Genomic DNA, 21,959 nt, shown 5'->3' with positions numbered 1-21,959 from the left:
ACATGACATTGATCCAGGAATTCAATAACGTTTCCGCTACATCAACAATCATGACTCTTCCATTGGACGATTCTTATACCAATGTGAAATTCTATTATTACAAAGATTCACTCGACTGTTACAACGTAGGCTTCGATGATGTGTATGTTTTCGCCGGAAGCTTTAGCGGAATCGCGGAACACTCTGTTCTTGATGCTTCCATTTATCCGAATCCTTCTAGGGAAAGATCAATGTTGACATGGCACATTACAGCAAGAGTTGGAGTGTGACTGTATCCAACATCTCGAAAAGTTGTAAGCAAGTGAAGGGAACACAGTTGCAGCTAACTACGAAGTAGATCTTAGTGATCTCGAAGATGGTGTGTACATGGTAAATGTTCGCAACGAATTTGGAGAGAAGACACAAAGAGTTGTGCTCAAGAAATAATATTATTTTTCCACAAAGACGCAAAGGGCGCAAAGATTAAGTTCTTTGCGCCTTTGCGTTTCGGTGAAATACCGGGACAGGTTTTACGTGAAACCAAAACTATTGATCAATTTTCACAAGGACCGTTCGTCCATCCGTCACCGCCGGGAAAGAAGTCAGCGCCTCCCCTGCCGGACTCTGAATCACCTTTCCATCGAAATCAAAAATACTTCCATGAGCCGGGCAGACCAGTTGATCTCCGATTTTTTCAAGCCCGACTCCTTTGTGCGTACAACGCATCAATAACGCTTTTACTTCACCTTCTTTTTTACGAATCAGGATTAAAGGCTCTTTGAAATTATAGGTTTGCACCAGCATAGTTTGCTGATCATTAAACGCTTTCATTGGAACAGACATTACACCTTTACGAATTTTCGCGGAGTAAATTCCTTTTGATGGTTTGCAGGCAAATTCAGATGCTACAATTCCTGTTGCCATTACTGCAAGACAAGCCTGACATGATGTTTTTAGAAAGTCACGACGGTCGTATTGCATAATTGTGATCGTTAAGCAATGAAAAAAAATCGCAGCTGGAAGCAACGACTTTTACAAGGATCGAAGATAAATATTTCGTGACTGATTTATAATTTTTTTGATTGAATTATTTTTGATAAAACCTCAAGTATTCAATATCAATTTCTAAAATTAGATAGCTATATTATAACTGTTTTATTCGAAACCAAAATTTTGTTTTACTATAGGTGACACGAACAGATTTCTATCATCACTACATTTCAAAACATAGTAGCCATTTGGCAATTCTTCTAAATGCAAAATAATATCATCAGTTTGCACCACCGTTTGCTTTAGAAACAATGATCCGATTGAATTGTAAATCTCAATATTCAATGGCGTTGCCCTTTTGTCTTCATGTATTTGATGGTTCAAGTGTAAATCATTCATAAATGGATTTGGCCAGATATTCATGTCCATTTTGATTTCATTAAGCAATGGTACCTGTACCAAATTACAAAGATTAGTCACGAAAGTAGCCGGACCCAAACCTGCAGGAAGAGAGTCAGGAGTAAGTGAAACAGAAATGTGGGGAAGCTGGACTATTGAATCCGATAAATCGGGAGTAGCATTTGATGACACATTGTAGGATATATCCGGCTTAAAACATGATAATACAAGCCCGGTGTCTAATACCATAATAGCCGATTCATTTTGAGTACCGTAGTGTGCATAACAATAGAGGTTGCCATTTTATAATGCATCTGATTAAGACCGTGCTCTGCGAATCGCAGAGCACCTAAAGTTGGGCTTTCGTAAAACCACTTTTTACAAAAAGTATATTACCTGCAGAATCCATTTTAATAATACTCGGGCAAAGTGAATCAGTAATACCAAGCATATAAATTTCGTTGGAACTATCAATTGCAGCTAAATAAACCTGAACAAATGAACTCATTCCCGGGCCGGATGTTAATTCCCGATTCCAAATTAAGTTTCCTGTATCGTCCATTTTTGAACATACGACTTTGGCAAAAAAACTTCCGGGAGTGCCGCTTGCATTATTAATAACGAGATACGTAGAGTCCGGAAAAGTTAAAATCCCATCTATCATATTGTAAGAACTATTCATGTACTCATGATCCTGAAATTGAGAATCATGATTCCCATTGCTATCAAGCTTGGTTACTATTGACTGATCATAGATTCCTGAAGTTTTATTCCAAACAAGAAAAGCACCCTGTGTAAGGATGGAACTCCATGTCCAATATTATAAATCCAATAGGTTCCTCTATCATCGCACCACGCATCTAAAACAACACCAGCAGTATCAAGAGTAATTAAACTTAGTTTGCAATGATCAGACGAAGTGAAAGGGGGCATTGCATTGTAGACAAATACATTCGATCATGATCTACAATTACATCCCAAACAAAACTTGTATCGCTCCACATTGGACATACCAGGAATGGAATTTCTTTCACCCATATATTATTTCCAGCGGTATCTAATTTTACAATAGACCTTGAATTCAATAAATAGATGGCATTATCTTGTACTATAAATCTGCTTCCGCAATATTGTTTCAGCCAAACAACATTTCCGGAATAATCGGTTTTCACAAGACCGGAATAGCCATTAAAATAGATATTGTCTTCTGTAAACTGAACCATATCGGACGAGTACCCTCTTAAAACAAACGAAGGAGGAGTTTGTGCCTTCAAAGCACCAATCAGGAAAAGAAATAAAAATGTGGTGAAAAAATATTTCATTCCAGAATATTTATGTGAAGTTTAGAAAAATATGAATCTACGGAATGTATTTGTGACTAGCCATGACTTAACATAGGTAAACAGGATACAAACTGTGGTGAATTGTAAAATATCCTAACGAATATCTGAAATTACACTACCCAAAAACACAGATAATGAAAAAGGACCCGAATATGGGTCCTATAAATTGTTTATTAGATTTTAAAATTGAATGATGGGCTCATCGTTTCAATTCAGTTTCCTCAAAGCCGCCCTCAGATCCACCTTCTCGTTGAGAATTTTTTCGACCTGTTCAATCGGAATGCGTTCCTGTTGCATGGTGTCGCGATAACGAATGGTGACGGCATTGTCGACCAGGGTTTCGTGATCGACAGTAATACAGAATGGTGTACCAATTGCATCCTGGCGACGGTAACGTTTACCGATATTGTCTTTCTCCTCGTAGAAACAATTGTGATCGTATTTGATGCGATCCATGATCTCACGGGCTTTTTCAGGCAATCCATCTTTTTTCACCAATGGCATCACCGCGCATTTTACAGGAGCCAGGAAAGGCGGGATGCGCAATACAACACGTTCAGAGCCGTCTTCCAGTTTTTCTTCCGCGTAACTTTGTGAAAGAATAGCGAGAAACATCCTGTCGAGTCCGATAGATGTTTCAACGACATAAGGAACATAACTTTGATTGAGCTCCGGATCAAAATACTGAAGTTTCTTTCCGGAGAATTTCTCATGATTGCCCAAATCGAAATCCGTTCTGGAATGAATTCCTTCCAGTTCTTTGAATCCAAAAGGAAATTCAAATTCGATATCACAGGCAGCATTCGCGTAGTGTGCCAATTTCAGATGATCATGGAAACGTTGTTTGCCTTCCGGAAATCCGAGTGAACGATGCCATTTCATTCGTGTTTCTTTCCAGTAGTTATACCATTCCATTTCCGTTCCCGGTTTGATGAAAAACTGCATTTCCATCTGTTCAAATTCCCGCATGCGGAAAATAAACTGGCGTGCGACAATTTCATTACGGAATGCTTTACCGGTTTGCGCGATGCCGAATGGAATCTTCATTCTACCGGTTTTCTGAACATTCAGAAAATTGACAAATATTCCTAGTGCTGTTTCCGGGCGGAGGTAAATTGTAGACGCTTCTTCGCTCACTGAACCAATCTGTGTAGAGAACATCAGGTTGAACTGACGAACTTCCGTCCAGTTACGGGTTCCGGAAATCGGGCAAACTATTTCAAGGTCGATGATAATTTGTCTTACTTCTTCGAGATCATTTGCTTCCAGAGCCGCTTTGAAACGCGTATTGATCGCGTCAATCTTTGCTGGTTCTCCAGCACCCTCTCATTGGTGGCACGGAATTGAGCTTCATCGAAAGCATCTCCGAAACGGGTACGCGCCTTTTCCACTTCCTTGATGATCTTTCCGTCAATCTTTGCAACATGATCTTCAATCAGAACATCCGCACGATAGCGTTTCTTGGAGTCTTTGTTATCGACCAGAGGATCGTTGAAAGCGTCGACGTGTCCGGATGCTTTCCAGGTAGTTGGATGCATGAATATCGCGGCATCGATGCCGACAATATTCTCATTCATCTGAACCATGGCCTTCCACCAGAATTCACGGATGTTTTTCTTCAACTCCGCTCCGTTCTGGCCATAATCATAAACGGCGCTCAGTCCGTCGTAAATTTCGCTTGATTGAAAAATAAACCCATACTCTTTCGCATGGGAAATGATGTTTTTAAATAAGTCTTCGCTGGTAGTGCTTGCCATGGGGGCGAAAATAGTAATTTCTTGGTTATGGGGCGAGGGACGGGGGCGAGGGACGAGGGCGAGGACGGGGGACGATTGGGCTTCGAAGTTCGAGGTTCAATGTTCAGAGATCAAGCTTTGCCCAACTCATAATTCATAATTCACAATTCATAATTCATAACACATTTTCCTCCCTTGTCCCCCGCCCCACGTCCCTACTAATTACTTACTTTAGCACGCTCAAATTTCCTAGACACATGCTCGCAATCGGCAATACCTTAATTTCTGAAGAACTACTTGAAAAGCACTTTGTTTGTGACCTGAATGCCTGTAAGGGAGCGTGTTGCGTAAAAGGTGATTATGGTGCACCATTGGAAGATGATGAACTGGAAGAACTTGACAAAGTCTATGATATAGTAAAGCCCTACTTGCCGGAGACCGGAATCGCGGCCATTGAGAAGCAAGGCAGATATCTTTTGTATGATAAAAAAGAGTGGGTGACACCTCTGGTGAAAGGTAAAGAATGTGCTTATACCGTCTTTGAAGATGGAATTGCAAAATGCGGAATTGAGAAAGCATTTTATGATGGAAAGATCAAATGGAAAAAGCCCATCTCCTGTCATCTCTACCCTATTCGTATCACAAAGAATAAAAAGACGGGTATTGAAGCATTGAATTATGATCGCTGGAGTATTTGCAAAGCAGCGTGTAAACTGGGCGATAACCTGAAAGTTCCTGTCTTCAAATTTTTAAAAGAATCACTGACACGCAGGTATGGAAAGAAATGGTATGCGGAGCTGGAGTTTGCGGCGAAGGAGTGGGAAGCGAGCAGGAAGTAGTGGTTGGTGCTTGGTGGTTAGTGATTGGTGGTTAGTGATTGGTGGTTAGTGCTTAGTGGTTAGTGCTTAGTGGTTACTGGATAGCTTTTTGTTGGAGAATTTTATTGAATGTTTCAACGGTTTTTTGGGGATATGCATACCGTTTGGGAAATGGACGATTTTCGGTTGGGTGTTAATTTTCTTGTTTTTTTTATAAATATCTATTTTTCAGGCTATTATAACAATGTTCTGATTCGCAGTTGATTAGGGGCTTATCAACAATTTCAGAGGGTTTTCAGCATGTGTTTTCATACATTTTGATTGCAAGGCGAACAAGAAACAGACATGAATCGGCGTTAAATTCTTGGAGTCGGTATGCATGTATTCCATCATCACTTGATTTTCAAGTCAAAAAAAATTTCAAGTCAAAATATGTTCATGCCGAATATCGCGCCACATCGATTTTGCAAGTTCTAGTTTTAAACAAAATTTGTTCAAAACCTCTGCAGCCCTTGACTGGCAAGGCTTTCGACGTGCAAGTGTGTTTTTTAAACAAAGTCCGGTGTATAATTGTCGAAAAAAAAACAACTTGTCTATTGCACATCAATTAAGAAAAAAGAATTTTTGTTCAGCACTAAGGAAGAGTACGAACCTTAGAATTCAGCAAGCATTTAAGGAATCAGAGCAATGATTCTCTTCAATCCGGTCAATTCACATTTTGGCTTTTTGGAGAGACAGGGAATCGTCACCTCTATCCAAAACGAAAAAATTTTAAAATAAGTCCTTTTTAGCACGAAATGAAGAAAGAAATCCTTTTAGAAGAGAACAAAGACAGGTTCGTCCTGTTTCCTATCAAATACCCAAAGATTTGGGAGATGTACAAAAAAGCGGAACAAAGCTTTTGGACAGCGGAAGAGATCGATCTTCATGCTGATCAGAAAGACTGGGACCGTTTGAATGACGGAGAGCGTCATTTTATCAAACACGTGCTTGCTTTCTTTGCTGCCAGCGATGGCATCGTGAATGAAAACCTGGCGGTTAACTTCATGAAAGAAGTACAGCTTCCGGAAGCCCGTTGTTTCTATGGTTTTCAGATCATGATGGAAAACATCCACAGTGAGATGTATTCATTGCTGATCGATACCTATATCAAAGACAACGTTGAAAAGAACCGTCTCCTGCAGGCGATTGATACTATTCCTTGCGTAACCAAGAAAGCCGAATGGGCTTTGCGTTGGATCGGCAACGGTTCCTTCGCGGAACGTCTTATCGCTTTCGCGGCGGTGGAAGGTATTTTCTTCTCCGGTTCTTTCTGCTCGATCTTCTGGTTGAAGAAACGCGGACTGATGCCAGGACTAAGCACCAGCAATGAATTTATTTCACGTGATGAAGGCATGCATTGCGATTTCGCCTGCCTGCTTTACGATATGCTCGAAAATAAACTGAGCAAAGAACACGTTACAAGTATCATTACCGACGCAGTAGCTCTGGAACATGAATTCGTGACAGACGCATTACCGGTTTCTTTGATCGGGATGAACGCGAAGATGATGTGTCAGTACATTGAGTTTGTCGCTGATCGTTTGCTCGTTTCTCTCGGTTGCAGCAAAGTATACAACAGCACAAATCCTTTCGACTTCATGGAAATGATTTCGCTGCAAGGCAAAACCAATTTCTTTGAAAAACGCGTGAGCGAGTATAAGAAGGCTTCTGTAGGTACGCAGAAAGAAGAAAATGTATTCAAATTAGACGAAGACTTTTAGAATTGATGATTTTGGATTTCTGATTGTAGATTGATTTAATAATTGATGATTATGGATTTCTGATTGTAGATTGATTTAATAATTGAGGGATTATTAAAGAGTCTTATTTACAAAAAAGAAAACCAGTGATCAAATAAAATGTAGGAAGGAAGAAATGGTAAACCATGAATCCTTCGGAATTAAAAATCAGAATTAAAAAGTTCACCCTCGAATGTGTTGCGATTGTTGAAAGCTTGCCCCCAAGTAAATTCAACAATGTAATCAGTAACCAGATAATTCGTTCTGCTTGTTCTGTAGGTGCAAATTATCGCGCAGCTTGTCGCTCAAGATCAAAAGCTGAGTTTATTGCCAAAATAGGAATTGTAATCGAGGAAGCAGACGAATCAGAATACTGGCTTGAAATGATCGAAGAGTCACTTAAAAAGTCTACGGATCAAACCACGAAATTAAAGAATGAAGCTTCTCAGTTAGTTGCAATCTTCACCGCTTCAGTTAAAACGGCAAAAGCATCATTACAAAGTAAAAATCAAAAATCTACAATCTAGAATCTACAATATTTTCAAGAACAATAAATAAAACCACCCACCACACATGTTCGTAATGAAACGCGACGGCCGGAAGGAAGCCGTTAAATTTGACAAAGTAACAGCACGTATCCAGAAACTGGCTTATGGCTTATCAGAACACGTAGACACGTTTTCTGTGGCTCAGAAAGTCATCGAAGGAATCTATGACGGAGTAACAACGACACAGCTGGACAACCTGGCTGCGGAAATTGCGGCTTCGATGACTGTTCGTCATCCCGACTACGCATTGCTTGCCGCACGTATCGCGGTAAGTAACCTGCACAAGAATACCAAGAAATCCTTCAGCGAAACCATGAAGGATCTCTATGAATATATCGACCCGCATACAGGAAAAAAAGCTCCTTTGGTAGCTGATGATGTTTTTGAAATCATCTGGAACAACCGCGATCTGCTGGATTCTACCATTATTTACGACCGTGATTTCGGTTACGATTACTTTGGTTTCAAAACACTGGAGAAATCTTACCTCCTGAAACTTTATGGTAAAGTGGCGGAACGTCCGCAACACATGATCATGCGTGTGGCTGTAGGTATTCATAAAAATGACCTGGAGTCTGTAGTGGAAACATACAACCTGATGAGTGAACGCTGGTTCACCCATGCCACTCCTACCCTTTTCAATGCCGGAACACCAAAACCACAGTTGAGCTCCTGCTTCCTTTTACAAATGGAAGACGACAGTATCGACGGTATCTACAATACCCTTAAAAACTGCGCGAAAATTTCTCAGTCTGCCGGTGGTATCGGTCTGAGCATGCACAACATCCGCGCAACCGGTTCCTATATCCGTGGTACCAACGGTACATCCAACGGTATCGTCCCTATGCTGCGTGTATTCAACGATACAGCACGTTACGTTGACCAGGGTGGTGGTAAACGCAAAGGTTCTTTCGCCATTTATCTCGAACCGTGGCATGCCGATATTTTTGATTTTCTTGAATTGAAGAAAAATCACGGTAAAGAAGAACTCCGCGCACGCGATCTGTTCTACGCGCTTTGGATTTCCGACCTCTTCATGGAGCGTGTGGAAGCGAACGGCGAATGGAGTTTGTTCTGTCCGAATGAAGCTCCGGGACTCGACGAATGTTATGGAGAAAAATTCCGTGAACTCTACACCCGTTACGAAAACGAAGGACGTGCACGCAGAACCGTTCCTGCACAGGAACTCTGGTTTGCCATCCTTGAATCGCAAATCGAAACAGGAACACCATACATGCTTTACAAAGACGCATGTAATGAAAAGAGCAACCAGAAAAACCTGGGAACGATCAAGAGTTCCAATTTGTGTACTGAAATTCTTGAATACACTTCACCTGACGAAATCGCGGTTTGCAACCTTGCTTCTATCGCTCTGCCTCGTTTTGTGATCAATGGAAAATTTGACCATCAGCGTTTATTCGAGATCACGTATGTGATCACCAAAAACCTGAACAAGGTTATTGATATCAATTATTATCCTGTTGAAGCTGCCCGTCGCAGCAACATGCGTCATCGTCCGATCGGTATCGGTGTGCAGGGACTCGCGGATGCGTTCATCCTTTTGCGTATGCCATTCGACAGCGACGGCGCGCGTGAACTCAACAAAGAGATCCACGAAACCATTTACTACGCGGCCATGACTGCTTCGAAAGATCTTTCGAAAAAAGATGGTCCGTATGAGACGTACGAAGGTTCTCCTGTTTCCCAGGGAATTTTCCAGTACGACATGTGGAACGTTACACCTTCTCCACGTTGGGAATGGGATGTATTGAAAGAGGAAGTGAAAAAATACGGCGTACGCAATTCACTGTTGCTTGCTCCGATGCCAACAGCAAGTACATCACAGATTCTTGGCAACAATGAATGTTTCGAACCATATACATCAAACATTTATTCACGACGTGTACTGAGCGGAGAATTCCCGATCGTCAACAAACATTTGCTGAAAGACCTTGTGAAGCTGAATCTCTGGAACGAGAACATGAAAAACAAGATCATCGCCGCGAATGGTTCCATTCAGAACATCCCGGAAATTCCGGAAGAGTTGAAAGAGATTTACCGTACAGTTTGGGAAATCAAACAACGTTCTCTCATTGATATGGCTGCTGATCGCGGTGCTTACATCTGTCAGAGTCAGTCATTGAACCTGTTCATCCAGGATGCAAATTTCGCGAAGCTCACATCCATGCATTTCTATGCCTGGAAAAAAGGACTGAAAACAGGAATGTATTATCTCCGTTCCAAGTCTGCAGCTGATGCGATTAAATTTACTGTAGACCAAAGCTTCCTGAAACAAAATCAGGACGCTGTGGATGCTGCGAATGTATTAAACGTAAGTAAAGAAGAAGCCTTCGAACAAATGGCCTGCAGTCTGGATAATCCGGAAGCCTGCGAAGCCTGCGGTAGCTGATAAAATTAACGCTTGCTATAGTATAGCCCTTCCGGATGATGACTGCCGGGAGGGTTTTTTTATGTTTCAAACTTTGCACCCTTTGCCCCGATGGAAAGAAAATATTTCGCGCAAATTTTTTGGAACGAACTGCTCTCTCTTCTTACTCCCGCCCTGCCCGTGCTCCGCTCGTTCCTCGCTTTGGGGTTAGGTTGCTGAGTGATTTACATATCAAATAAGAAGGTATTAGGTATCAAGTATAATGTCTAAGGCAAAATTCATAAGGCAAAAAGTAAAAAAGAATACATTGTTTGGTCCTTGGGAGTTTATAAGTAAATCAGGTTTTTGATTAATTATTAGGAAGTCTGGTAAACTTTTCAAAATCCATTTTTCAAAAATCCCGGAGGGATGAAATTATTATAGAAAAGATCAAACTCCTTGAATCCCTAAGCCTGAAGGGCTGACATAATCCCAGTGAATGTTGCTTCACAATTAATTTGTATTATTTAAAGATTTTGAAAACTATTTTTTCAAATTAATTGAAATAATGAATTATTTTCATGATTTCAATTTAACATAAGCACCAAAAAATCTTTTATAATCATGATTTTGGCCAATGCTTTATTTTCAGTTGTGAATTCCGGAATTATTTTGTATACATTTGATAGTAGTTTATTTTTTCAATTTAAATTTTCTAAAAAATTAATTACCATGAAAAATAACTCCTACCTCACTATTTCATTTTTCACATCTTTTCTTTTCATTTTCATCTCTAATTTCTCTTTCGGAACTGATCTGGATGTGGTCCTCACAGTTGCTAAATTTCCCAGTGGAACCGACATCTCATGTCACGGAGCCCATGACGGATCAATGGAAGCTGTAATCGTGGGAGGAACTGCTCCTTATTCCTATCAGTGGACAAGTGGATCGTATACCGCATTCACAAAGACAATTTCAAATCTCGGTCCCGGAGAATATTTCTTTACTGTGATTGATGGGAATAATGATACTGTTACTAAAAGCGGCAAAATTTACAATGTTGATGCATTAACCACAAATCCTGAACTATCAGTTTATCAGGGTGGATACAATATTTCTTATCAGGGAGGAGATGATGGATCAATTCATACAAATACTTCCGGAGGTACACCGCCATATTCATTTCTTTGGAACAACAATCTTCAGGAGGAAAATATAGAGCAACTAACTGCGGGAACATATTCTGTTACTATTACTGACGATAATCAATGTGTGCTTACCATGTCAGTTACCCTTACACAGCCTACTCCTTTACATGTAGTAAGTATAACCAGTCCTTTGTACCATGGTTATAATATTAAATGCAATGGCGGGGAGACTGGAAGCATCAATTTAACGGTAAATGGAGGAGTTCCGCCGTATACGTATTACTGGAACTCAGGTGATACAACAAAGGATCTGGATACATTGAAGGTAGGAACTTTTACCGTTCAGATAACAGATGCCAATAACGCTCACATTAGCCGTTCAATTACTTTGACCCAACCACCTTCTCTCGAATATGATTTGGCGGCTACGGTTTACAGCAATGGAAAAAACACAAGTTGTTTCAATTGCTCGGATGGATATATTACCAGCAATGCCAATGGCGGGGTGAGCCCATATACTTATGTGTGGAATACCGGACAAACAACTGCCAACCTTTCCGGTGTCATAGCACGAAATTATTCTCTTGTTGTTACGGATGTCAATGGTTGTTCAAAAACAAAGGAAATTAGTCTGTCACAACCTGACAGAGAAGACTGGACGGTCCAGGGAAATAGTTTGACAAATGCCGACTCTAACTATATCGGGACAAATGACAATAAGGATTTTAGAATCCGTACCAACAATACAGAGCGTATCCGGATTCACAATTCCGGTACAATTGAATTTAAAAGTGCGCTGAAAATAGACACAATTTCAACGGATAGCCTGAGATCGGTGTTTGTGGATGGACAGGGATTTTTAAAGATTGGCTCTCACGGAACTAACCAACAACCCTGTATTACCCCCACCAACAGATGGGTTACTGATCATTGCAATCACTCCAACGACATTTACAACCTTCCTCCTTCCGGAAATGTCGGAATTGGAACATCACAAATTCCTGCCGGATTCAAACTTGCGGTGAACGGAAAAATCATCTGCGAAGAAGTAAAAGTAAAACTCTATTCAACCTGGCCCGACTTTGTTTTTAAACCCGACTACAAGCTGATGCCTTTGCATGAACTGAAGAAATTTATAAACCAAAACAAACATTTACCGGAAATTCCTTCCGCAGCTGAAGTTGAGGAATCCGGTAACAATCTGGGTGCGATGGTAACAATACTGCTTCAGAAAGTAGAAGAACAGACCCTTTACACAATTCAGCAAAACGAAAGAATTGAAAAACTGGAAGCAGAAAACGCTAAACTGAACAATCGGTTAAATGCTCTTTCAGTTAAAGTGAAAAAGTAAAATTTTCTCCCAATAAACTTATTTCGTCATGAAAAGATCTCTTTGTTTTCTGGCAGTAATTTATTACCTTGGATTTTGTTTGTGCCTAAATCAGGCAATTGCTCAAATGCCAGGAGCTCCGGTAATTGACACTCCTTTAACGACGTCAAAAACTTATTTTTACAATGGGGAAATTATAGTTCCGTATTCAAATGGTCATGTAAGTGTATCAAATAATGCAGCGGTGAATATATTTTCGACAACGGAAGTTTCCCTACTTCCGGGATTTACAGCATCGGTTGATTCCGGGTGCACTGAATTTGTTGCAGGGATTCAACCATGTCCTGAAATAGTTTTAGGTAAAATAGTAAATAATGTTACCTGCAATATGGGACATGATGGGGAAATTTCTGTATTTCCTACGGGTGGAATTTCACCTTACAATTTTAATTGGGGAATAAATCATTATGGGACTTCAATAATTACTTCTTTAGAAGAAGGAACATATCCCCTATTGGTGACAGATGGTTCGGGTTGTTCAGTTCGTGATACTTTTAGGATATTTGAACCTACTGCTTTGGAAGTAACTGTTCACGTCACAGAATCAGACTGTCATTATTCAAACGGAACCGCGAAATTGATTCCAACCGGTGGAAATGGAATGTATACCTATTTATGGCAAAGAAACAATGAAGTTGTGGACTCACTTTCAGATCTTAGATCTGGTGTATATACTGTATTCGTAAAAGATTCACTTGGCTGCTCAAAAGTTGTTACAGTTTCAATATCAGATTCTGATGGACCTGCGGCAACCTATTCTGTTACAAAAAATATTAGGTGCAATGGACAGGCAAATGGACAAGTTCAAATTCTAACTCCTGACTTAGATTATGATCCTGTTCCTTACTGGCCCTGCGGAGGAATTCCTGACAGGTTGGGTGCAGGTAATTATCCCGTCATGGTTCAGGATTCAAATGATTGTGCCACCATCGTTGACGTCGAAATCACAGAACCGCTACCAATTGAGTTGGAAGAGATTTACACATTACCTTCTTGTGACTCAGGTAATGGGTCTATACTTGTTAATGCCTCTGGAGGTAGTGGTCGAATCATTTATTCGTGGTTAACCGGGGATAATGATTCTTTGTTAAATGATGTTGCTTCCGGACAGTATACTGTTATGGTGATGGATACTGACAGTTGCACACTTTCCAAAACATTCTTTTTAAATAATTTGGATGGTCCTGAAATTTCTGCCACAATTACGAATGCAACTTGCTCTGGTGAAAAAGATGGTTCAGTTTTATTAAGTACCACAGATTCAAGAGCTCCAATAACATATTCATGGACTGATGATGTTGGTCTGAATTCAACGGCAAATAATTTAGGAATGGGTCATTATTCGGTGATTGTGACTAATTCAGATAATTGTAAATTATTCTATGAATTTGAAATTACAGAACCTGATCCAATATTAATTTTTGCACGCAAAACACCGGTCGATTCTTCAAACAAAGGATCACTTAAAGCAATAGTAGAAGGTGGAATACCACCCTATAATTTCTATTGGTCTAATGGAATGCTTGGAGAAGAGATTAAGGATATAGATGCAGGTAATTATAACTTACGAGTGACGGATGCCATTGGTTGTTCAGCAACTCAGGATATAGACCTTGAACTGTTTAACCCAATGCCGTCAACTTGTAGTGATAATACACCTTTTGATTATTCAAATATCCAACAGACATGTTCGTGTACAACAATTGTTCAAGGAACAGACTATCTCGACTTACATGCTCACTTTGGTGCAATTGCCAATGATAGAATTTCAGACGAACAATCATTTGAATGGGCAAATGACTACATTCAAACTCATTATGGCGGCACTTCAAACCCTGTTACATTATTTATTCCAAGAGGAACTTATTTAGTAGGAAGACAAAATCCTACAATTGGGAGATTTTTAAAGGGTCACAATGTTTTATGTTTTGAAGGATGTTCCAATTTGTCAATTGAAGGAGAAATGAATCCTGATGGCTCTCCTGCGACTATTATTCAATTCGATGATTGCATGAAATATGGAGCGTTTGATCCAACCCCGGGAAGTACATATGGATATCGGTATATTCATAGTTCATATTGCTGCTTATATGGAGTAGATCCAAACTGTGTTGTCGTTCCAGACCCTACTCATCCCGGTACCAACCTTCAAGATTGCTCTCACAATCCGGATCCAGATTGTGGGTGCTACACAGCATTTGGTAATGTTAACGATTATAATCACATGGCAAGTATTGGCATTTGTGTTACATTCACAAATTGCAGATCTTCTACAATTAAAAATCTGGAAATAAATGGAAATGTAGATAACTACGCCGTTGGTGGATATTTTGCTGCTGATATGGCTGGAATAAATGCGGAAAGTACGGGAATACTAATTGATGGTGGATCCAATAATGTCGTGGAGAATTGTAATGTGCATCATTTCGGCCAGGATGGAATTGCTATAATCCAAAGAGCCACTAATAATACTTCATTAAATTTATCTGTTAGAGATTCAAAATTCGAATGGAACTGTAGAAATGGAGCGTCCTGGGATGGAGGAAGAGGATTGACTATGATTAATTGCGATTTTAATTACAATGGATTTGGTCCTTGGGGAGGAACTGCTCCAAGAAGTGGAATGGATGCGGAATATGAATCGGCGAATAGTATTGGAAGCATTTTGGGATATGGCCAATTTTCAAACTGCAGATTTATTGAAAATAGAGCAGACGGATTTGTTGCAGATAAAGGAGGAACTTCTGATGAACCATTTGAACATGATTTGGAATTCTACAATTGCACATTTGTGAGTGGGGCCTTTGTCGATGGAAATGGAAATTACATTTCCGGACAATCCGTTCGTCCGGATTCCAGATCAATGTTATTTAAATGTTGTGACTTTTATGGCTGGATAAATGAGATATATAATGATAGAAGTGTAAAGGCTTACAATAACAAAGGACCTGGAACCAAATTTTTTCAATGCACTTTTAATGAATCTTATACAGAGCCCAATGGTATAACCTATTCACATTCTAAGAACGGCGGAATTTGTGGCGGTTATGAACCAATGAATCCATTAATTGATATTTTGGAAAGAAAAAGAATTCTCTGGGATGGATGTACTTTTAATTCTAACCATTTTAGTAAGTGGATTCGAACAGAATTTTTAGTGGATGCAACAAATACTTCCTCGATAGCAAGAAGATATAATCGATTTAACATTATTCGAAACTGCCAATTTTATAAATATGGACCAGAAGTCTATGGAGGCAATTCTGATTATAATTGGTTGGGGCTACTTGATGGAGCAAATGTGATTAATATGCAGACCTTTTTACCTAGTCGATTAACTTCTTGTAACTGCAATCAAAGTTATTTAGTGAATTGCTATTATTTATTAATAAGAGATTATTGCTATGATCAAACAAGATTGAACATTATTGGCTATCCTGCATTCCCCTATACCATTCCAATGTTATATCAAAGAGTGGGTGGTGGAAGTTTGTGTCCGCCAACACCTCTTTCTTGTGCAAACTCTGGAGTACTTCCTCTTGAAACCGCACCTTTAGGTGACGGAAATGACCTTACATTATTTCCTTGTTACGATCAATTTCCTGGAATTAATTCTCCAATAATTTGGAATATTTATGGACCATGCGACCCCCCTAATTGCACTATAACAACTGCTCAGAGCAACTGCCCTCAACCGCCAATACCTTTAAGAACTTACATTGCAAGTAGCAGCAAAAATAATGATTTTAAAATAACCCCTAATCCTGTGACTTCTATGATGACTATACAAAATGTGCAAGCAGGAGATATCATTTCAATTTATGATCTCTATAGCAATTGTTTAATGCGATATGCGGCTACTTCTGAGCAAAATATTATTGATTTATCCAAATTGCCAACCGGTATTTATTTCATTCAATTAAATTTTGAAACAGTTCAGAAATTTGCAAAGCTATAACTGAATGCTGGAAAGCAAGATAAATTCTGTAATCTATTAGACTTAACCATACCGCTATAAAATGAAATACAAACTTTTAATTTTAACTTATTTTATTTTTTATAGTGTAAATGGGTTGTTTGGCCAGGTTCCAACATGGACATACGGTATTTCCTTTGGTGGAACAGACCTTGATTTATTACAGGATATGTGCATTGATCGGAGCAACAATATAATCATGGTTGGTCCATTTTACAGTACAGATCTTCAAATAGGCCCATTTACTTTGAGTTCAAATGGAATTGATGATATTTTTGTTTCTAAATTTGACAATTCCGGAAATGTAATTTGGGCAAAAAGTTTTGGTGGCAATGGTTATGATGCTGTGATGGCTGTTGCCAGTGACGACAGTGATAATATTTATATCACCGGGTCATTCGATAGTGATTCGATTCAATTTGATGGATCAGAATTATTTAAGACCGGAATAACAAATATGTTTATTGTTAAACTTGATGAAAATGGAAACGTTTTATGGGCAAAACAATCTTATAATTCTATAACATGCGGAGCCATATGTTTAACTATTAATCACTCAGGGGATTTGTTCTTAACAGCCGAAGCTGGTGATTCATTGGTCCTTTTTGATCAGGATTCTATTCATATTACACAGGTTCCGGGAGGTGTAGTTTCACTTCTTTTTAAATTAAATAGAAATGGTAATATTATTTGGAGAAAGGTAATTAAAGGTCCGGGTCGAAATGATTGGCCTTTGATTTCAAGTGATGGGTTTGGCAATTCTTATTTATTTTTCCACTCTGGAACTCATTCCGTTACAATTGATACAACCCAGTTGATGAGTAATTCATATAGTAATGTTTATATCGTAAAATTTGATTCGATTGGAAATTTTGTTTTTGCTTCTTTAATTGCCGGATTTGGAGGACTTGGAGGGGTACAAAACAGGGAGATTATATCCGATTCGATCGGAAATTTTTATGTTGTTGGAAATTCGGAAGCTGATAGTTTAGATTTTGGACAATTTCTATTAACCAACGTTCATTCAAATGAAGATGCATTTGTGGCTAAATTCAATAACGTAGGTACTCCAATTTGGGCTAAGTATTTTGGTGGCAATAGTTCAGATTTTGGTTTGAATGTTGCAATTAATCCTGATGGAGGTCCTACAATGGTTGGAGCTTATTATAGTCACAGTATTGTGATTGATTCTGTATTATTAATCAATCATGGTAGCAGTTATACGGATATTTTTATGGCAAGATTTGATAGTACCGGTAACATTGTATATGCAATTGACTACGGCGGAGCCTTGCAAGATTACTCAAGTAGCTTAATAATTGATAATGACGGAATATATTATTTGGGTGCGCAAACTCACAGTGATACGATTGTTTTCAATAATTTGAGTTTGTTAAATAATACGGGCAGTTTTGATATATTACTCTTAAAGTCTGATTTTCCTTCTGGTATTGAATCAATAGAAGGGGAATTAAATGGAAAAATAACTTTATTTCCAAACCCAAGTAATGGTCAGTTTCAGTTAAATTGTAATCAATCTATTGAAAAAATAACTATATCAGATGTATTTGGCAGGATTGTTTTTACCAGTGAAGAAAAAGATAGCAGCCTTCACGGATATAGATTTGATTTGAAGAACCGAGGAATGTATATCATGACCGTTCAAATAAAGAATGAACAACTTTCTGGTAAAATAATCATTGAGTGATTTATAAGATTTGCTTTAACTCCCACCCGGAGATTTCTACTAGAAGGTTAAGTCTTTTTTTATGCAATTTTTTGGATCCCTGTTAAGCAAGACTTGTAGTAAAGAAATTGAACAATTTCCAGCTAGGCCAAGGTGTGCCCTGAATAATCTTTCCCGTAAGAAAGATAAGTGTTTTAACAAAGATGAAAGGGAGCAAGGGAATCTAATCTTGCTAGTTCCTTCATCATCGGCTTACAGGAGCAGGTAGCAAACCACCAGTAGGTGCATGAAGGGCAACCTTCCTGTATTGAGCGTACTGGAAAAAGTCTTCAAAAAAATCAGGTAAGTAATAGCATAGATGAATGCAAATGAACCACTGTTGACTCATACTGGGCCAAATCGTTAACGAAGGCCGGTGCGCCGTCGGACTTAATCCTTTACGATGCAAATAGTATTAGAAATATAACATTTATTAGATCCTTTTACAAGATAAAAAAAATGAAAACACCAATCCACCTCACAGTGGCAAATTAGCGATCGTGGAATGACCAACCATCAGCAATCTAACCCTGGGCAAAGCGAGGAACGAGCGGAGCACAGGAAGGGCGGGATTGAGGAGAACAAAAGGATCGTTCCAAAATTTCTCCTCATTAAGATTAAGTGGACCAAAGATTTTATATCTTTCTGATACCTAAGCTCCTTCAACATGAAAAATGGTATCCTTACTTTTCTTTCCTGTATACTTTTATTAATTAGTCAGCAGTCTCGCGCAAGTCATGCGATGGGCGCGGAAATAAATTATGAGTGTATTGGGAATAACCAGTACCGTATCACCATGTATTTTTACAGGGACTGTTTTGGAATTCCTGCTCCTGCTCAGATGTTGATTGATGTTACATCTTCTTGTTTTGCAGCAGACACTCTGATGCTTAATCCTGTCAGTCCGTTTCCCAATCAGATTTCTACTGTTTGTCCTACTGAATTAACAACCTGTAATGGCGGAGCCTACACAGGTATTGAGAGGTGGGAATATCAGGGAATTGTTACGCTCCCCGGAGAGTGTGCTGATTTCACTTTCGCTCATGCGGAGATTGCCAGAAACGCGGCGATCACCACGATAACGGGCTCCGGCAGCGACAATCAATATGTCTATTCATTGCTCAACAACACCAATGGCCTTTGCAACAACTCTCCATTTTTTGGAAGTCCTCCTGTGCCGTTTGCCTGTGTTGGTCAATCCTTTTGTTATACCAATTCAGCTTATGATGTTGAAGGTGATTCGCTGGTGTATTCACTCATCACACCTCTGACCGGACCCGGACAAACGGTGACTTATCTGTCGGGTTATACTGCTACTCAACCTTTATTATCAAGTCCTCCGGTGACCTTCAATTCCAGTACCGGAGTTATATGTATGTTTCCTACACAATCGGATGTAACGGTTTTTGCAATTCTTGTAAGCGAATACAGAAACGGGGTGCTGATTGGAGAAACAGAAAGAGATGTACAGTTAACCATCAACAATTGTAACAATTCGGTACCTCTGATTACCGGTGTCAACGGAACACCTGGATCAAATATAATCGCTTGTCCTAACATTACAGTTGGTTTTTATATGTACACGATGGATAACGATGCTGCTGATTTAACCGTATTGTCATGGGATGGCGGCATCCCTTCAGCGAATTTTAATGTGTTCGGTAATCATCGCGATTCCGCACAATTCATCTGGACTCCATCTTCACTTGATGTGGGAACAGTTCCGCATTGTTTCAGTGCAAGTGTAATTGACGATCATTGTCCATACTTTGGTACAAGTTCCAGAACTTTCTGCATCACTGTTCTGCCTTCTACTGATCCGTTTTGTCTTTCCCTGGGAATGAATTCCATTGAAAACCTGCAACAGTTGGTCATTTATCCAAATCCTGCAAGCGATAATATTCAAATCAAAGCTACTCATCCCGGTGAGTTAAAAATAATTGATGAAGCAGGGAGAATTGTTTTTCTAAAAAATGTGACTTCAATACAAGAAACGAAAGTTGATATTTCTCAGTATGCAAAAGGAATTTACCAGGTGCTTGTAAATTCTCCTTTTCTCCGGAGTAAAGGAAGATTTATTGTCCAATAAACCTTTAATGTTGAACAACAAACCTTTTCACCAGAGCATTATTCCTGGTAAAGATTCTCATGAAATAAATTCCATTTCGTAAACTTTTCGTGCTCACCATCTGAAAGTCATGATAGATTGATAGTTCCAATTCTCCCATAGCATTAAAAATTTCAAGACGTTCAATACCATCCGGATAGGAAATATTTATCACCTGTTCGCATGGGTTCGGGAAGAGTTCGAAATTATTTTCCTGTATTGAGGCATTCGGGATATCTGTTGTGATACTATCACAAATGGAAAAATCAACCGGACCAAGATTGTAATTAGGATTGTTGGGTAATCCCCAGTAGCATCGATTTCCTCCCAGATAAAAATCGAAAGGATGAAAATCACATGCCAATCCCAGGCTATCCGGCTGCCTGATCACACTTAAGTTTTCATTGTAAATGTTGCGAATACTATCAGGATATGGAAAACCCGATGTATACAATGTTGCCCAATAAATTTTATCATCCGGACCAAGTTTCAATAATCCACCACTTGCGGGTACCTGCTGACAATAAATGATTTGCTCACTTGTACGTATATTAGATGCAGTCAGATCGTATTGATACAAGCGCAAGGAATCTCCAAAGATGTTATCGGTGCTTGAAACGTACAATACATTACCATTGGGAGAAAACTCACATCCGGAAAAAGGTGGATGTGTAACACTTTCTGGTAAAATATTAATGGGATTCGATATCAAACCAGTACATCTATCAAAAGATAAAACTTCTAGGAGCCCGCCATAATTAGAAACCGCCAACTTATCACCTTTCTTTGATGGATTCAAACAAAATGTATCGTATGTAGAATTAGAACCAATGGAAGTTACAAATGGTCCGCTAATTCCGGAAGGTGTAATTAGAAGTATATAAAAAGCATTTCCACCATGCCAATTATGGACGAAATACCACCAGTCTCGACCATTCGCATGTCGAATTGCACAAGATGCATCAGCAATATCATTATCCGGAAGATTTATCCGAATGTTCTTTGCCAAAACCCGACCTGTCCCATTTAAATAATTAGGTTCGATTATTGAATAAAATAAACCATCTCCTAAGGTTACGCTTACTTGGAATAAAAAATACAAACTATCATTTCCCGGCATAGGAAGAATTACCATTTCTCTAAACCACGAATTTCCTATGAGTGAATCACCATTGATCATTACTTGGTTATATTTATTCCAAACAACTCCATACTTTGGACCTTGCACTGATGAATATGCTGTATTTGCATAAAACAATAAATTTCCAACAGTATCGCTAATGGAACAACAAGATCCTCGTGAAACAGTAGATGTGGTATAAGTTTGAGGTGAGGCTAAATTAATAAAGGAAATGCCAGCACTGTCCCCAAAACACCAATTCACTCCTTGTTTTTGAGCATGTGAAAGTTCACAAAATAAGAGAAACAATATCCAAAGATTCTTTTTCATTTTTAACAAAGGTAGATTCAAAGGTGATGTATAATTCAACCTAAAATTAGTATAATGTTGAATTAGACACCTTAATTTACCAAATATATTTTTATTAAAAAAGGAATAACCGGAGAGCATGCTTTGAAGTTGTGCAAACTTTCTGCTAATAAATTGCATTAATTGGTGAAACAATTTGTCCAATTGCATTAGAGAACACA

14 protein-coding genes and 2 pseudogenes are annotated in these 21,959 nt (G+C 39.0%); 10 read left to right on the top strand and 6 right to left on the bottom strand.

Features of this window, described 5'->3' with window-relative positions; genetic code table 11:
* The first annotated feature begins 2 nt into the window (after nucleotides 1-2).
* Both IPP86_02920 and IPP86_02915 read left to right on the top strand, forming a co-directional pair.
* Nucleotides 3-269, top strand: a complete 267-nt coding sequence (locus IPP86_02920; GenBank protein MBL0137468.1) for a hypothetical protein — start codon at nucleotides 3-5, stop codon at nucleotides 267-269.
* A 43-nt stretch (nucleotides 270-312) separates the two neighbouring features.
* Nucleotides 313-426 (top strand): annotated as a pseudogene (locus tag IPP86_02915) (T9SS type A sorting domain-containing protein).
* A 99-nt stretch (nucleotides 427-525) separates the two neighbouring features.
* Here IPP86_02915 and IPP86_02910 read toward each other — a convergent pair.
* The 5 genes and pseudogenes from IPP86_02910 to IPP86_02890 form a co-directional block, all read right to left on the bottom strand.
* Nucleotides 526-960 carry a Rieske (2Fe-2S) protein gene (locus tag IPP86_02910; protein MBL0137467.1) on the bottom strand — a complete coding sequence of 145 codons (435 nt, stop codon included), beginning with the start codon at nucleotides 958-960 and terminating at the stop codon, nucleotides 526-528.
* A gap of 174 nt (nucleotides 961-1,134) precedes the next feature.
* Nucleotides 1,135-1,617, bottom strand: a complete 483-nt coding sequence (locus tag IPP86_02905) for a T9SS type A sorting domain-containing protein (GenBank protein MBL0137466.1) — start codon at nucleotides 1,615-1,617, stop codon at nucleotides 1,135-1,137.
* Between the two features lie 100 nt (nucleotides 1,618-1,717).
* Nucleotides 1,718-2,050, bottom strand: a complete 333-nt coding sequence (locus tag IPP86_02900; GenBank protein MBL0137465.1) for a hypothetical protein — start codon at nucleotides 2,048-2,050, stop codon at nucleotides 1,718-1,720.
* Nucleotides 2,051-2,264: 214 nt separating this feature from the next.
* The gene (locus IPP86_02895; GenBank protein MBL0137464.1) at nucleotides 2,265-2,690 is read right to left on the bottom strand and encodes a hypothetical protein; all 426 of its coding nucleotides are present in this window, start codon (nucleotides 2,688-2,690) and stop codon (nucleotides 2,265-2,267) included.
* Nucleotides 2,691-2,918: 228 nt separating this feature from the next.
* A pseudogene (locus IPP86_02890) lies at nucleotides 2,919-4,468 on the bottom strand (glycine--tRNA ligase).
* Nucleotides 4,469-4,704: 236 nt separating this feature from the next.
* On the opposite strand from IPP86_02890, the gene IPP86_02885 reads away from it, so the two are divergent.
* From IPP86_02885 to IPP86_02850, 8 genes are all read left to right on the top strand, one after another.
* Nucleotides 4,705-5,286: a DUF3109 family protein gene (locus tag IPP86_02885; GenBank protein ID MBL0137463.1), complete on the top strand. Its 582-nt coding sequence runs from the start codon at nucleotides 4,705-4,707 to the stop codon at nucleotides 5,284-5,286.
* A gap of 776 nt (nucleotides 5,287-6,062) precedes the next feature.
* Nucleotides 6,063-7,028, top strand: a complete 966-nt coding sequence (locus IPP86_02880) for a ribonucleotide-diphosphate reductase subunit beta (GenBank protein ID MBL0137462.1) — start codon at nucleotides 6,063-6,065, stop codon at nucleotides 7,026-7,028.
* Nucleotides 7,029-7,192: 164 nt separating this feature from the next.
* Nucleotides 7,193-7,573 (top strand): four helix bundle protein, encoded by a 381-nt coding sequence (locus IPP86_02875; GenBank protein MBL0137461.1) that lies wholly within the window; start codon nucleotides 7,193-7,195, stop codon nucleotides 7,571-7,573.
* 46 nt (nucleotides 7,574-7,619) lie between these two features.
* Entirely contained in the window at nucleotides 7,620-10,004 is a 2,385-nt protein-coding gene (locus IPP86_02870; GenBank protein ID MBL0137460.1) for a ribonucleoside-diphosphate reductase subunit alpha, read from the top strand.
* Between the two features lie 690 nt (nucleotides 10,005-10,694).
* The gene (locus tag IPP86_02865) at nucleotides 10,695-12,461 is read left to right on the top strand and encodes a SprB repeat-containing protein (protein ID MBL0137459.1); all 1,767 of its coding nucleotides are present in this window, start codon (nucleotides 10,695-10,697) and stop codon (nucleotides 12,459-12,461) included.
* Between the two features lie 28 nt (nucleotides 12,462-12,489).
* Nucleotides 12,490-16,458, top strand: coding sequence for a right-handed parallel beta-helix repeat-containing protein (locus tag IPP86_02860; GenBank protein MBL0137458.1), 3,969 nt, complete (start codon nucleotides 12,490-12,492; stop codon nucleotides 16,456-16,458).
* A 61-nt stretch (nucleotides 16,459-16,519) separates the two neighbouring features.
* Nucleotides 16,520-18,184, top strand: coding sequence for a T9SS type A sorting domain-containing protein (locus IPP86_02855; GenBank protein MBL0137457.1), 1,665 nt, complete (start codon nucleotides 16,520-16,522; stop codon nucleotides 18,182-18,184).
* Nucleotides 18,185-18,869: 685 nt separating this feature from the next.
* The gene (locus IPP86_02850; protein MBL0137456.1) at nucleotides 18,870-20,291 is read left to right on the top strand and encodes a T9SS type A sorting domain-containing protein; all 1,422 of its coding nucleotides are present in this window, start codon (nucleotides 18,870-18,872) and stop codon (nucleotides 20,289-20,291) included.
* Between the two features lie 4 nt (nucleotides 20,292-20,295).
* Here the strand turns inward: IPP86_02850 and IPP86_02845 are convergent, their stop codons facing one another.
* Entirely contained in the window at nucleotides 20,296-21,759 is a 1,464-nt protein-coding gene (locus IPP86_02845) for a T9SS type A sorting domain-containing protein (GenBank protein ID MBL0137455.1), read from the bottom strand.
* Nucleotides 21,760-21,959 lie beyond the last annotated feature (200 nt).

Source organism: Bacteroidota bacterium, assembly GCA_016720935.1.
Taxonomy (GTDB): Bacteria; Bacteroidota; Bacteroidia; order AKYH767-A; family 2013-40CM-41-45; genus JADKJP01.
Note: the sequence above shows the minus strand (reverse complement) of the source record. Positions and strands in the feature narration are given on the sequence as shown.

Bases quoted from the DNA above. Each gene is read 5' to 3' on its own strand.
- IPP86_02920 (MBL0137468.1), top strand. From the start codon at position 3: ATGACATTGATCCAGGAATTCAATAACGTTTCCGCTACATCAACAATC.
- IPP86_02910 (MBL0137467.1), bottom strand. From the start codon at position 960: ATGCAATACGACCGTCGTGACTTTCTAAAAACATCATGTCAGGCTTGT.
- IPP86_02905 (MBL0137466.1), bottom strand. From the start codon at position 1,617: ATGGTATTAGACACCGGGCTTGTATTATCATGTTTTAAGCCGGATATA.
- IPP86_02900 (MBL0137465.1), bottom strand. From the start codon at position 2,050: ATGAATAGTTCTTACAATATGATAGATGGGATTTTAACTTTTCCGGAC.
- IPP86_02895 (MBL0137464.1), bottom strand. From the start codon at position 2,690: ATGAAATATTTTTTCACCACATTTTTATTTCTTTTCCTGATTGGTGCT.
- IPP86_02885 (MBL0137463.1), top strand. From the start codon at position 4,705: ATGCTCGCAATCGGCAATACCTTAATTTCTGAAGAACTACTTGAAAAG.
- IPP86_02880 (MBL0137462.1), top strand. From the start codon at position 6,063: ATGAAGAAAGAAATCCTTTTAGAAGAGAACAAAGACAGGTTCGTCCTG.
- IPP86_02875 (MBL0137461.1), top strand. From the start codon at position 7,193: ATGAATCCTTCGGAATTAAAAATCAGAATTAAAAAGTTCACCCTCGAA.
- IPP86_02870 (MBL0137460.1), top strand. From the start codon at position 7,620: ATGTTCGTAATGAAACGCGACGGCCGGAAGGAAGCCGTTAAATTTGAC.
- IPP86_02865 (MBL0137459.1), top strand. From the start codon at position 10,695: ATGAAAAATAACTCCTACCTCACTATTTCATTTTTCACATCTTTTCTT.
- IPP86_02860 (MBL0137458.1), top strand. From the start codon at position 12,490: ATGAAAAGATCTCTTTGTTTTCTGGCAGTAATTTATTACCTTGGATTT.
- IPP86_02855 (MBL0137457.1), top strand. From the start codon at position 16,520: ATGAAATACAAACTTTTAATTTTAACTTATTTTATTTTTTATAGTGTA.
- IPP86_02850 (MBL0137456.1), top strand. From the start codon at position 18,870: ATGAAAAATGGTATCCTTACTTTTCTTTCCTGTATACTTTTATTAATT.
- IPP86_02845 (MBL0137455.1), bottom strand. From the start codon at position 21,759: ATGAAAAAGAATCTTTGGATATTGTTTCTCTTATTTTGTGAACTTTCA.